At 47.6% G+C, this 13,294-nt stretch carries 10 protein-coding genes; 2 read left to right on the forward strand and 8 right to left on the reverse strand.

The features are described from left to right. Positions 1–40 precede the first annotated feature (40 nt). On the forward strand, positions 41–2,518 hold the full coding sequence (locus tag ACOJUO_RS01335; protein ID WP_422138711.1) for a penicillin-binding protein 1A: 2,478 nt from the start codon (positions 41–43) through the stop codon (positions 2,516–2,518). An 89-nt stretch (positions 2,519–2,607) separates the two neighbouring features. Here ACOJUO_RS01335 and ACOJUO_RS01340 read toward each other — a convergent pair whose 3' ends face one another. The 3 genes from ACOJUO_RS01340 to rpmE form a co-directional block, all read right to left on the reverse strand. Further along, positions 2,608–3,858 carry a malic enzyme-like NAD(P)-binding protein gene (locus tag ACOJUO_RS01340; RefSeq protein ID WP_422134907.1) on the reverse strand — a complete coding sequence of 417 codons (1,251 nt, stop codon included), beginning with the start codon at positions 3,856–3,858 and terminating at the stop codon, positions 2,608–2,610. 240 nt (positions 3,859–4,098) lie between these two features. Further along, complete coding sequence (locus ACOJUO_RS01345) at positions 4,099–4,920, reverse strand: thermonuclease family protein (protein ID WP_422134908.1); 822 nt, start codon at positions 4,918–4,920, stop codon at positions 4,099–4,101. Between the two features lie 134 nt (positions 4,921–5,054). Further along, positions 5,055–5,270, reverse strand: a complete 216-nt coding sequence (rpmE, locus tag ACOJUO_RS01350; RefSeq protein WP_257279891.1) for a 50S ribosomal protein L31 — start codon at positions 5,268–5,270, stop codon at positions 5,055–5,057. Positions 5,271–5,571: 301 nt separating this feature from the next. Here rpmE and ACOJUO_RS01355 point away from each other — a divergent pair, with 301 nt between their 5' ends. Next, entirely contained in the window at positions 5,572–7,791 is a 2,220-nt protein-coding gene (locus ACOJUO_RS01355) for a primosomal protein N' (RefSeq protein WP_422138712.1), read from the forward strand. Here the strand turns inward: ACOJUO_RS01355 and ACOJUO_RS01360 are convergent. The 5 genes from ACOJUO_RS01360 to tatB all read right to left on the reverse strand — a co-directional run bounded on the left by ACOJUO_RS01360 (position 7,788) and on the right by tatB (position 13,206). Continuing rightward, entirely contained in the window at positions 7,788–8,582 is a 795-nt protein-coding gene (locus tag ACOJUO_RS01360) for a DUF2059 domain-containing protein (protein WP_422138713.1), read from the reverse strand. The genes ACOJUO_RS01355 and ACOJUO_RS01360 overlap by 4 nt on opposite strands. Before the next feature lie 70 nt (positions 8,583–8,652). Beyond that, positions 8,653–9,363, reverse strand: coding sequence for a 16S rRNA (uracil(1498)-N(3))-methyltransferase (locus tag ACOJUO_RS01365; RefSeq protein ID WP_422134911.1), 711 nt, complete (start codon positions 9,361–9,363; stop codon positions 8,653–8,655). Positions 9,364–9,459: 96 nt separating this feature from the next. Beyond that, positions 9,460–11,988, reverse strand: a complete 2,529-nt coding sequence (locus tag ACOJUO_RS01370) for a hypothetical protein (RefSeq protein ID WP_422138714.1) — start codon at positions 11,986–11,988, stop codon at positions 9,460–9,462. A 109-nt stretch (positions 11,989–12,097) separates the two neighbouring features. After that, positions 12,098–12,835, reverse strand: coding sequence for a twin-arginine translocase subunit TatC (gene tatC, locus ACOJUO_RS01375; RefSeq protein WP_422134913.1), 738 nt, complete (start codon positions 12,833–12,835; stop codon positions 12,098–12,100). Further along, positions 12,832–13,206 carry a Sec-independent protein translocase protein TatB gene (gene tatB / locus ACOJUO_RS01380; protein ID WP_422134914.1) on the reverse strand — a complete coding sequence of 125 codons (375 nt, stop codon included), beginning with the start codon at positions 13,204–13,206 and terminating at the stop codon, positions 12,832–12,834. Before tatB ends, tatC begins: the two co-directional genes overlap by 4 nt. Positions 13,207–13,294: the final 88 nt, after the last annotated feature.

Consider the following 13,294-nt stretch of genomic DNA (forward strand, 5'->3'; position numbering starts at 1 on the left):
CGGTCAGCCTCCCCAAGCCAGAACTGGACATCAGCCAAGCATGAATCGATCGGTAAAAATTTTAAAATTTCTGCTCTGGAGCGGCCTGGCAGCCGTCAGCGGCATCACCCTGATAGCAGCCAGCGCCTATCTCTATCTGAGCCCTTCGCTGCCCTCAGTTGACACCCTGCGTGATACTCACCTGCAGACGCCTCTGCGTGTGTTTTCAAAGGACGAAAAACTGATCGCAGAGTTTGGCGAAATGCGTCGCACACCTATACACTTCGCGGACGCCCCTGAACCCCTGATTAAAGCCTTCATGGCAGCTGAAGATGACCGTTTCTACCACCACCCCGGCGTCGATATCATGGGTCTAATGCGAGCTGCTGTGCAGCTGGCTTCAACCGGTCGAATCCAGTCAGGAGGCAGCACGATCACCATGCAGGTGGCCAAAAACTTTTTCCTGAGTCACGAACGGGTCTTCTCCAGAAAGTTCAACGAGATTCTGCTGGCCATCCAGATTGAACAGCAACTGACCAAAGACGAAATTTTTGAACTCTATCTTAATAAAATTTATCTGGGTAACCGCGCTTACGGAGTAGAGGCTGCGGCACAGGTTTATTACGGTAAATCGATCGATGAACTCAATCTGGCTCAGTGGGCCATGATCGCGGGCCTGCCCAAGGCTCCTTCCCGTTATAACCCGATCAATGATCCCGAACGTTCACGGATTCGCAGAAACTGGATTCTAGGCAGGATGTATGATCTGGGTTATATCAACCAGGCTGATTATGAAGAGGCTTTTAAGGCTCCAGTGACGGCTAGTTACCACGGTCCCAAGATCGAACTGCAAGCTCCCTACATCGCCGAGATGGTTCGTCAGGAAATGATTGAGAAGTTTGGCCCGGAAACCTACACGGAAGGTTTCAAGGTTTACACCACTGTTGACAGTATCTTACAAAGGTCAGCTAACGAAGCCGTTGCCAATGGTCTTTTTGCGTATACAGAGAGACATGGATACCGGGGACCTGTTAGCAACCTGAATGAGGTCGACAATGGTAAGCCTATTGTTCAACAGGAAAAAGATACAACGGCTTTCTGGAAAAAGACCCTGAAAGAAACCCATTCTGCCGGTGTCCTTATACCAGCCGTGGTCACCGCCGTAGCAGATCAATCGGTGACAATCCTGATGAAAGAGGATAAGACCAATCAGATTGACTGGGACAATCTGAAATGGGCAAAGCCTTATATCAATGTTAATGCCTATGGCTATAATCCCAAACAGGCGTCTGACATTCTGAAGGCAGGTGATCTGATCTGGGTAAGAAAGATGCCTGACGGCCGCTTCCGTCTGAGCCAGGAACCCCAGGCTCAATCTTCTCTGATTTCCATGAATCCGGAAAATGGGGCTATTCTCGCTCTGGTCGGCGGCTTCAATTTCTACGACAGTATGTATAACCGTGCCACTCAAGCCATCCGTCAAGCGGGGTCGGCTTTCAAACCTTTTATCTACATGGCCGCTCTTAATAAGGGACTGACCGCCGCTACCATCATCAATGATGCTCCCGTTGTTTTTGCTGATCAGGGACTTGAAGGCGTCTGGCGCCCGAATAATGACAATATGAAGTTCAACGGCCCAACGCGGCTCAGAGAAGGCCTCTATCGCTCACGGAACCTGGTCTCGATTCGGATCCTCAGGCAAATTGGTGTTAAGCGAACTGTGAACTTCCTGATGAAGCTGGGATTGCCTGAAGAGACCCTGACCCGAAACCTCTCTCTGGCATTGGGTAACGTTTCCATGACACCGCTGGAATTGACCACAGGCTACGCTACGATTGCCAATGGCGGTTACAAAGTCACGCCCTACCTGATTCAGAAAGTCGATGTTCTGGATGACACAGTATTCGAGGCCAACCCGGTTATTGTCTGTCGGGACTGTCGTAAGGTAGGGACGCCTGAGGAGGGATTTGTTTCAGAGCAAGTAACTGAAACCTCAACACCCTTGACGGGAGACGAACCTACGGCCTCCCTGAACATTGTCAATGAAGCTGAGTCTGTTATGGACAGCCGAGTCAACTATATCCTCAATGACATCATGCGCGATGTCATCTGGAAAGGCACCGGTAAAAGAGCAAGAGTCCTTGAACGTCACGATATTGGCGGTAAAACAGGCACCACAAATGAAAGCAAGGATGCCTGGTTTGTCGGATTTAACCCCGATGTGCTTACCAGTGTCTGGGTCGGCAAGGATAACTTCTCCACTCTGGGCCGGTGGGAGTTTGGAGCTAATGCCGCTCTACCCATCTGGATCAGTTACATGAAAACTGCTCTGGCAGACCAACCGGTAAGACGCCTGCCCCAGCCAGGAGGCATAGAAACGGTTCGAATTAATTCGAAAACAGGGCAACTGGCAAAACAAGGCGATCCTGAAGCTATTTTCGAACTGTTCAGGAAAGAAAATACTCCCAAGAGTTTTAGCGAGGGAAGCCTTCCCTTACTGGAAGAAAGCGGCTCACTCAAACCAGAGGATTTGTTCTAGCACTCAGTCAGGTGCAGAAGCTTACTTAGCAAAAAAAGCCCTCGCCTGAAATCAGGGAGGGTTTTTTTTATGACGACTGAATCTCTGGTCTAAATATCCTCCAGAGACCTCAAAGGATAATGAGCAGGATAAGGCTGACGAGCTACACCAGAATCCACAGCAGCTTTTGCCACTGCGGCAGATACAGAGCCCAGCAAACGAGGATCAGTCGGTTTGGGAATAATATATTCCGGACCAAAGATTAGCTCAGCCCCCTCGTAGGCATCGACAACCTCCTGGACAACTGCCTCCTTGGCCAATTCACGAATTGCCTGAACAGCGGCTACTTTCATCTCTTCATTGATGCGACTGGCTCGAACATCCAGAGCACCACGAAAGATGAATGGGAAGCCGAGAACGTTATTAACCTGGTTCGGATAGTCAGACCTGCCTGTTGCCATAATGACATCAGAGCGCACTTCTTTGGCCAGCTCTGGACGAATTTCAGGATCAGGATTGGCACAGGCAAACACAATAGGATTCTCAGCCATTTTTGCCAGCTGTTCCTTAGACAAAAGGTTTGGCCCAGACAGACCCAGAAAAGCATCAGCCCCACTAATTGCATCGTCCAGATTACGGCAATCGGTCTCAACCGCGAACAAAGCCTTATACTGGTTAAGGTCATCACGCCCTGTGTGGATAACGCCTTTACTGTCCAGCATAAAAATATTGGCTGGATTCATGCCACAGCTGATCAACAACTTGACGCAAGAGATGGCTGCAGAACCAGCTCCGAGACACACCAGACGGGCTTCTTCGATCTTCTTGCCGGCAATCTCAAGAGCATTCAACATACCTGCCGCAGTAACGATTGCAGTACCATGCTGATCATCATGGAAGATAGGAATATCGCACTCTTCAATCAGACGACGCTCGATTTCAAAACACTCTGGTGCCTTGATATCCTCAAGGTTAATACCACCAAAACTGCAGGCAACCCGCCTGACTGTATCAATGAAATCCTGAGGACTTTGGCAGTCCACTTCCAGATCAATGGAATCTATTCCGGCGAAACGTTTGAACAGCAGAGCCTTGCCTTCCATCACAGGCTTACTGGCCAGCGCGCCAAGATTACCCAGACCAAGAATCGCAGTACCGTTACTGATCACTGCGACCAGATTACCTTTCATGGTGTATTTGTAGGCATTTTCAGAGTCAGCAGCGATTTCACGCACTGGCTCTGCGACGCCCGGGCTATAGGCCAGAGACAGATCCTTGGCAGTCTCCGCCGGCTTGGTCAGTTCAATCGAGATCTTTCCGGGTTTAGGCTGAGCATGGTAATCCAGGGCGGCTTGCTTCATATCCTTGTACTTTAATCCTAATGAAAATATGAGGTCTTAAGTGTGGAGAATATAGGATCACTCTTTGTCGAACAAGGATTCGGTAGACCAGAAAAGTATATCTACAGACCGGATACCCAAATTAATGCTCAGTAACGAAATGTCTGTAGCGCAGGCAAAACATTTTGTGCCACCCTTAACTATGAGCAGAATACCTTTCACAGAAAGAGCACAGACTATCAAGTGATGCTCATCAGAACACTATTCCAGTTTTTGGACGCCATCTCGACTGTAAATACCTACCATCCAACGCTTGTAACGACGTCCTCCTTTATTTTTTTCCTCGCGATCCACCAGCCAGCCTCTGAATTCAATACGCTGACCTGCCAGACCTTTTAGCCACCCTGCATCTACAGAAAACTTGGGCACACGAATAACCACCGGGCCATCCATTTCCACCCATAAGAAATCACTCTTTTTGGAACTCGCAACCTCAACGACTTTGCCCCTGAGTACTCTGAAACCCGGTTTCAACCCGTTGTCCTTGATATCCAGAACAGGATTTTTTGACCAAACACCTGCTTTCTCTTTTCTTGCTTCGGCTTCCTGCCGCTTCAGACATTGCCGATAAGTATCAAGCTCCTCAGAAAAGAGTTGGTAACCCAGGCCTTTTTCAATGAGCAGTGACTCAATGGATCGACCATCCATTAAAAAGGGATGGGCAAGTACTCGACCATAATGGTCTTTTCCAACGACCTGAATCCTGATTTTTTGCGTTCCTGACAGCAACTTTTTGAGGGCCAGAGAGGCTTCATCTCCGAAGGGTTCTGACGGCTTTTTTTCATAGGCTATTTCAGGTGTATTGATGGAGGGGAAACGAATTTTACGACCATCCTTCAACCACAATGAATCGCCGTCAACAATATAATCCCACTTTACAGTTTCTGAAGGGCCACTCTGAGTGCAGGTCTCAATGGCAAATGCGGGGGAGATCAGGCAAAACTGCCAAACACAAAAAAAGGCGCCCGCAAAAATGCGAATCGCCTTTTTTGCACAGCCAGCAAAGTCAGAAAAGCTCATCATACTACCTTTAGAATCATTCTCCGAACAAGCATAGCGGTATTTTCAACTCACACTATTCCAAGTTCATGACTGTTCTATAGCTTACGACTGTTTCTGATTCGTGGCTGTCCGGCTAAAAGCAAGCATGTAAATGCTTACTTGCGAGCACCTACCTTGCCAAAACGCTTGGTGAAGCGCTCGATACGACCGCCAGTGTCCATCACTTTCTGAGTGCCGGTGTAGAATGGGTGGCACTTTGAACAAACTTCAATGTGCAGATCTTTGCACAGAGTAGAGCGAGTCTTGATCTTGTTACCGCAGGAACAGGTAACTTCGATTTCTTCGTAATTCGGATGGATTTCCGGCTTCATGGGATCTACCTCAAAACAATGCGTGCCGCCACCCGGTCTCTGGCTAATAGCAACTCGGCCTGGGCACCGCACGCGAAACGGTCACAAACTGTCATTACCGGGGCAGTCAATAGAATGCACTGCCCAGAGACTGCCATTCAGTGACCCTGGAAAATTGTGGCAGAATCATACCAAAGTATCCCCGTCAGGCAAATACTGGTATTTCACTGACCGTTCATTTCAACCGAACCGCAACTCAGGTTAAACTGAGCGGGAGCCTGTCGGAAGGCTCCTGACGCCATTAGCCATTAAAAGTAGCCTCATGACCTCATGTGACGATAATTATCTCAGCATCGCCATACCCACCCCATTGAGGCAGATGTTCGACTATCTTCCTCCGGATAGTGAGGCAAACCTGCAACCGGGTATGAGAGTTCAGGTTCCATTTGGACCCAGAAAGCTGGTTGGCATAATCGAAGCCATTAAACCTGAATCCGATTATCCCAGAGAAAAGCTCAAAAAAGTCTCTGCTGTTCCAGACCAGAGCCCTCTAATCCCCAGAGACATCATGCAACTTTGCCGATGGGCATCCAGTTATTATCATTACAGTCTGGGAGAAACCCTGCTTCAGGCATTGCCCAAGGCTCTCCGACAGGGAAAACCTGCAACCCGGGAAAAAATAGCACTCTGGAGCCTCACCGCTCCACTTGATGAAGCCATCACCCAGTCTCTGAAAAGAGCTCACAAACAACTCAAGGCATTGCAATGGCTGGAAAAATACCCTGAAGGTCTGTCAGAGCCAGAACTTCGGGAAGTCGGTATCAGTAAAACCATTCTCACCCAGTTGCAAAAGAAACAACGAGTTGTCGTACACGAAGTTGAGCGGATTGACCAACATTTCACTGAGTATGCAAACCCGCTAAGACAGGAACCGCTGAACCTGAATACTGAACAGGCTTTCGCCTTGAAAGGCATTCTGGCATGCCTCACTTTTCACCCTGTTTTACTGGATGGTGTCACCGGGAGTGGTAAAACGGAAGTCTACCTCCAGGCCATAGAAGCTACTCTTAAAGCCGGTAAACAGGTGCTTGTTCTGATTCCTGAAATCGGTCTGACGCCTCAAACCGTCAGACGATTTCGCAGCCGGTTCTCTGTCCCCGTGGCCTGCCTTCATTCCGGATTGAGTGATGGCGAACGTTTGCAGGGCTGGCTTGCTGCCAGCCGAACCATAGCCGGGGTATTGATTGCTACCCGCTCAGGAATTTTTACGCCTCTACCCAAACTGGGATTAATTATTGTTGATGAAGAGCACGACAACTCATACAAACAGCAGGACACCCTCAGATACAACGCGCGGGATCTGGCCATATACCGGGCAAAAATAGCAGACTGCCCGGTTGTCCTGGGATCCGCCACCCCTTCTCTGGAAACCCTCGTGAACGCCAGAAAAGGTCGTTACAGCCATCTTGAGATCAGCAGCCGGGCAGGACATTCCCGCCCACCGACTCTGGAACTACTCGATATCCGTCAGCAAATACTCCATGAAGGTTTTGCCCAGGGCCTGATAACAAGGATGCAGTCAACTCTGGATAAGGGCGAACAGGTCATGGTCTTTCTGAATCGCCGAGGCTACGCCCCCTCCCTGATCTGCCATGATTGCGGTGAAGTCATGGATTGCCCGCACTGCGATGCCCATCTGACACTGCATCGCACGCCACCTCATATGCATTGTCATCACTGTGATTACCAAACTGCTATTCCCTGGTCATGCCCAAAATGCCACAGTAAAAACCTTCAGCCTGCAGGTCAGGGTACCGAACGGTGCGAACAAATTCTGGAGCAAATATTCCCGACTATTCCTCTGATTCGGGTGGACAGAGATTCGACTCGTCGAAAAAATGCGCTTTCAGAGATTCTGGATAGGGTCCAAACTGGCGAACCCTGCATACTTCTGGGAACTCAAATGCTGGCCAAAGGCCATCATTTTCCCGATGTTACTCTGGTCGCAATCATCAATGCCGATTCCGGGCTGTTCAGTTCCGATTTCCGAGGGCTGGAAAAAACCGGACAGTTGATCCTTCAGGTCGCTGGCAGAGCAGGCCGGGAAAAGAAACCGGGGCATGTCATTATCCAAACTCATAACCCTCAGCATCCCGCCTTGCAGATGCTGGTCAGCCAGCCTTACAGTCGCTTTGCAGACAGCTTGATGATCGAACGAAAACAACTCAAGCTGCCACCTGAAGGTTATCTGGCCCTGTTCAGAACAGAGTCATCTATGGCGGCAGCGGGGGAAAATTTATTAAAAAGTCTCAGGCATATTTTATTAAACGACCACCAGCAAGGCTCTGTCAGAGTATTGGGCCCAATCCCGGCGCCTATGGAAAAAAGACAGGGGCGTTATCGTTATCAGCTGTTGTTGCAGAGTTACCAGCGTGTTTCTCTGCATCGCTTATTGGATATTGCCGTCAAACACCTGGATTCCATGAAATTACCGAAAGACCTTCGCTGGACATTGGACGTGGACCCTCAGGAGATGACTTAAAGAATTCGGGCTATAGCCAGGATCTGACCACGCTGAAAATTCTGCATGGCAGAGCTTCGGGCAAAATTCAGATAGTCGCGAATCTCAATATCTGGCAAGCTTCGATAGGTATAGAGATAGACGTACCTCATATGATCGTTCATCCCCTTACGAATGATCGGCTTTTCCCTTGCCTTGAGCACCTCAGGCGGTCTTAAAGGACGTCCGTCATTGATCGGCATGACTTCATGGAGTATGCGCTTGGCTCCCACCGACGCACTGGCAGCCAGCTCAGTACCCAGTTCAACCGCATCCAGAGTTTCCATCAATTCTTCAATCAGACGAACACGACTGGTTCTAGGTAACTCAGTGGATAATTTTTCTTGAATGTAAGCCTGCATACGCTCTGCATTGCGAGGATCATTGGCTTCCATTTCCAAGCGCAGAATTTTTTGACCCAGTGCCGAGTTATACCAGTCCAAAAGTTTCAGTAATTCACCGATACTTAACGCTTCATCGAGAGTCGCTTCCATGGAAGATTTGAAAAGATCGGGACTGTAGCGGACCTTGACGACCTGATTAACCGTACTCACCACTTCCGGAGGCAGTGAATATTCCTTCTGGTTAATGGTCATGCTGGACAGCACCCAACCAAGCTGCTGTTCCAGCTGAGCGTCATCATAGAGCTCATCCAGTAAAGCACCTTTATCAGCGGCTGTCAGTTTTCCGCTGAGGAAAAACAAAAGCAAGAAAGCCAGAGATTTTGAACAATGGCTCAATACTGGAAATGAAAAGTCGCTTTGTGTATCCATACACTCACTCTGCGAACGGGAAGGCTTTTCTTACAACATACCTAAACCGCAGGTCAGTGTAAAATACCATTCAGTCGTACAATTTACTGGTAATCGCTGTGACAGCGGTTTCAACCCGGAGAATTCTTGAGCCCAGATGAATCCGGTCAAACCCTGCCTCTTCCAGCTTTTCCACTTCGTAAGGAATAAATCCACCCTCAGGCCCAATCGCCAGAACCACTTGATCATCGACCTGATGAGGGCATGGGACTCCGCCTGAAGGATGGGCGACAAGACAACGCTTGCCGTCCATAATGGCGGGCAATCGATCCTCAACAAAAGGCTTAAAGCGCTTCTCAAGAATAACTTCCGGGAGCTGCGTGTCCCTTGCCTGCTCCAGCCCCAGAATAAGCTGTTCGCGGACTTTTTCTCCTGTCAGCCAGGGCGACTGCCAAAAGCTTTTCTCGACCCGGTAACTGTTCATAAGAATGATTTTCTTAACCCCAAGAGACGACAAGTGTTGCAGACTTCTTTTCAGCATTTTCGGACGCGGGAGAGCCAGCAGAATCGTCAGAGGCAGAGGTTCAGGAGGCTTTTGATCCAGACAGACATCCAACTCCATTGCCTGATCCGTCAGAGAAACAATAACGCCTTGACCCATTTCTCCATCCAGCATCCCTACTCTGATGCTGTCACCCGCTTGAGAGCGATGAACGTTCAGGACATGCTGAAGAGATCTTCCCGTCAGCCTGACGCGGCTTTCAGAAATAAAATCGGTGGGAGTCAATAACAGCAGGTTCATATCGGGAAGCATCAATAGTCAGAAAAGAAACCTGCATTTTCCAGATAAAGCGCCCTTAACGAAAGGCTAATTTTATCGAAGATCCGTTGCAGGGAGTCAACTTGACTCCCTGGGAGGTCTAGGGGTTCTCTCCCCCTTGGAAGCCAGATCGATCAACTCAATTAATTTTTGCTTGAATCTTGGGTTTTTATGGACTGTCTCAAATTTCATGCAATCCTGCTTTCTAAGACACCGAACAAAAGCATCTACCAAGTGAGAAGCATAAGCTTTGCATAAATCCATATGTGTGTAATTTGTTTCGATTATACCTCTTGGAAAATCGGTCAAAAACAACTTAACATCACCAGACTCGAGAATCTGATAGTTAATTGAGCCAGAGTCCAGACATATTTTATTCTTCACCAATATGCCTGCGTCTTCAATAGCATGTTGAAGTACACCACAAAACGCCACTTCGTCAGGAATTTCTTCAGCCTTGAACTTTTCTCCAGTACTTTGATCTATAACAGCAATGTCGTCTATAAACGAATCGAGAATATAGGCGTTTTTATGATCTGCAATCTGGCCATCAAGATCGTCAAATAAAGGCATAACTGTGGCGGGAACAGTCACACCGTCTATCTCGACAAGAACGGTTTTATGAAAAGAGAGCGTGTTAAAACCTAGCTGCCTGAGTCGTTCTGTTGACTGTGTTTCCTTTAACACAGTAGGCCAATGCCTCGCTTCATAACTTTTCGTCGGCACGGAAATAGCAAACTCTTTACCTTTTATCTTTATTTTAAAAACTTTTTTTATGTCTCGTTGAAATAAAAAATCACACAAAATATCTTGCTTATCATCTAACACTTCTTCCCCTTGAGAATTATTGGGCGCCTTTAACATTGTTATTTTTAACTGATCCCCAATAGATACGTCTTTCAAATTATATTTTTTTTCGGAATCACGAGCCTTATTGAGTATTTGCGCATCATCTAAAGACACCTCAAAGTCTTTTAATTCGTCAACCTCAACCGGGGGAGATATTTCATGCATGCTATCAGACACAAAATCGGGAGCTTGTGAAACTTCCTCTGAATCAGAGAGTTCCTCATTAGACTCTTTCAGTTTTCCATAGATTTCTTTCAGTGCATGCAACAAAGGTCTGGTGTATTTTTCAGGCGCGTGGTTGATCAACTCTTTAATCATGTCTTCATAAGAATCACAGAGCTCTACCTTTGCCTTCAGTGCTCTCAGGGCTTTAACATCGGGCAGATCCTCGGGGTTAACCTCGGCATATGAAACGAAGACGTATTTTTTTTCTGACGAGGCAGACTCGCCCTCTTTATCCAGCTTTTCCTGAACAGCCTTCGCATAACATTCATCTGCTATTCCCTTGATGATAGTGTCAATATCACCGATCAGGCCTGCCTTCAGCTTGGCTACCACCTCAAAGTCTTGAGACACATGACTCCAGTTTAAATCTAAAGAGGTGTCTTCAGCGCAGTTTTCACGATCCTCCAGAAACTGTCTTGTGGATGGATCCAGCTGTAAGTTATCGCCGGTTTCCTCACAGATTTCCTTGAAGGCAGTCAGCAGGTCTTTCGCGTATTTTGAAGGTGCCTCCTGTTTGATCAACTCAAATACGTCATTGATATTGCTGGCCTTCATGACATTCAGGGCCAGGGCACTGATTTGATTTGTTATCAGGCCGGATCGACTGTCTATTTGTTCACTTTCATTCTTATGAATCAATTCCAGATGAGGGAAAAACGTCTCTTTAAATACACCCAGTTCATAACCAGCAGCCAGTAGCGGGGCCCGCACCTTAAACGCTCCCCGCTTAAATCCAGCCTGCTCCACCAGTGTTTTCAGTTTCAGAAGGTAACCATATTGTTCACAATGCTCAAAGTGGTTATCGAGACGTGAAACCATTTCTGGCACATCTTCGACCGTCTGAATCGAATGCAAAAGACTGCGCTCTTTCGCTGTATATTGTTTAAAACCTTCCGCCAGCCATTCAGTGGATTGACCCAGCTCGGATTTCAATAGCTGAAACAGATTTTCCTTTAGCCCTTCAAACGATTCATTTTGAATCATGGATTCCAGCCATAAATGGCCCCGTTCTGACAGTCCCAAATCGGCCCCGGTTTCCCGCCCAATCTGTAGGAAGCTCATACACAGCCTCTTCAGATAGGGCTTCGGTACTACATCATTCAATAACACCAGCATCTCATCCAGAGATTTACAATCATCAATTCTCTGAAGAAGGCTGCTCTTTACTTCCTCGTATAATTCCAGTTCTTTATCGCCTTCAATAGCAACGATATCATCCATAACATCTCTAACCCGGAGTTTGAAATCGTCCTTGAATGCATCCACCTCCGGAAATGAATAGCTTTTTAGTAATGCTGACAGCCTCTGGGGTTCCATAGCTGTTATGGAGCGCTGTTTCATAGGTGACGCAGATGGTTTAAAAGGATCCAGGTTTTTTTTCAGACGGGAAGGAATCAGCACTGCAACGACACTCCGACAGAAAGCCCGGGCTTTGCCAAGTGCCAGAAAAGTTGCTTTGCTAATACTGATCGCAGCCATCCTGAGATGGTGCAGAATACTGTCGTCCTGCGGTGTCTTCTGAAGATTATCCATATGCGTCCTGAAAGTTATGTCATCCCTCCATTCAACTTAGTCAAAGCAGGGCGAGTCATTTCAGTGGCAGGAATCACACAATAGCCCAACAGCGAGAGAAATCCCAACTTTAATCTGACGTTCTCCGGATGAGAAGTCTGGAGAAAAACAGACCGGTTTCAAACAACAACCACATCGGAATGGCCAGAAGGGATTGGGAAACAACATCAGGGGGAGTCAGCAACATACCTATAACAAAGCAGCCTACGATGACGTAGGGGCGTTTTTTCGAAAGGCTTTCTACCGTTGAAATACCACTCCACACGAGCATTAATGTCGCTACAGGAATTTCAAAAGCCATGCCGAAGGCAAAAAACAATTTCAGTATAAATTCGAGGTATCGATTGATATCAGTCATCACCGTTACCGATTCGGGTCCGACGGTAGTAAAGAAAGAGAAGATAATCGGGAAGACCACATAATAGGCAAAGGCCATCCCCAGATAAAAAAGCAGAACACTGGCTACCAGTACGGGAATAGCCAACCGTTTCTCATTCTTATAAAGACCCGGCGCAATAAACCCCCATAACTGATGCAAAATATACGGAACCGCCAGAAAAAAAGCCACAAACAGGGTTAGCTTGAAGGGGGCCAGAAAGGGCGAAGCTACCTCGGTGGCAATCATGGTGCTACCCTCGGGTAAATGCACCGTCAGGGGCTCTGAAACGAATCGATAAATATCGTTGGAAAAATAGAAGAGCCCCAAAAATACCACCAGCACAGCTGCAAAACTGCGCAGCAAACGACTCCTTAGCTCAACAAGATGCTGAACCAGAGGCTGTTCTTTGTTGGCTCCATCTTCGCTCATGCGCTCTTGTCTTTTTTCTCTTCAGTTTCGTTTTGAGCTCTGTTTTTAATGCCACCAGAGTCCTTTTCATCGCGATCTGTACCAGGCTCAATGGACTTGTTTAATGTCTCCAATGGCTCCTTGATCGACTCAGCCACCTGAGAGCGGGTCTTTTCCAACTCTTTCATAACCTGTTCGTTATGAATCTGTCTTTTGATGCCATCGACATCCAGTTCTTTTTCCAGTTCTTCCCTGGCAGACTGAAAACTGCGTTTAATTTTGCCGATCCAGTAGGCCGTGGTTCGAATCGCACCCGGCAGCCTCTCAGGCCCCAGAACGACCAGAGCGATCACAGCAATAAGAAGCAGCTCTGTGAAACCGATATCGAACACTTTATCTCCAAAGGTATCTCAAAAACGTGTTGAACGTAAAAGCAGTTTATCCTGTCCTGATACAGGGAAGAGGCAAACTGGCCTGCAA

The organism is Endozoicomonas sp. ALC020, from assembly GCF_049275935.1.
Taxonomy (GTDB): domain Bacteria; phylum Pseudomonadota; class Gammaproteobacteria; order Pseudomonadales; family Endozoicomonadaceae; genus Endozoicomonas_A.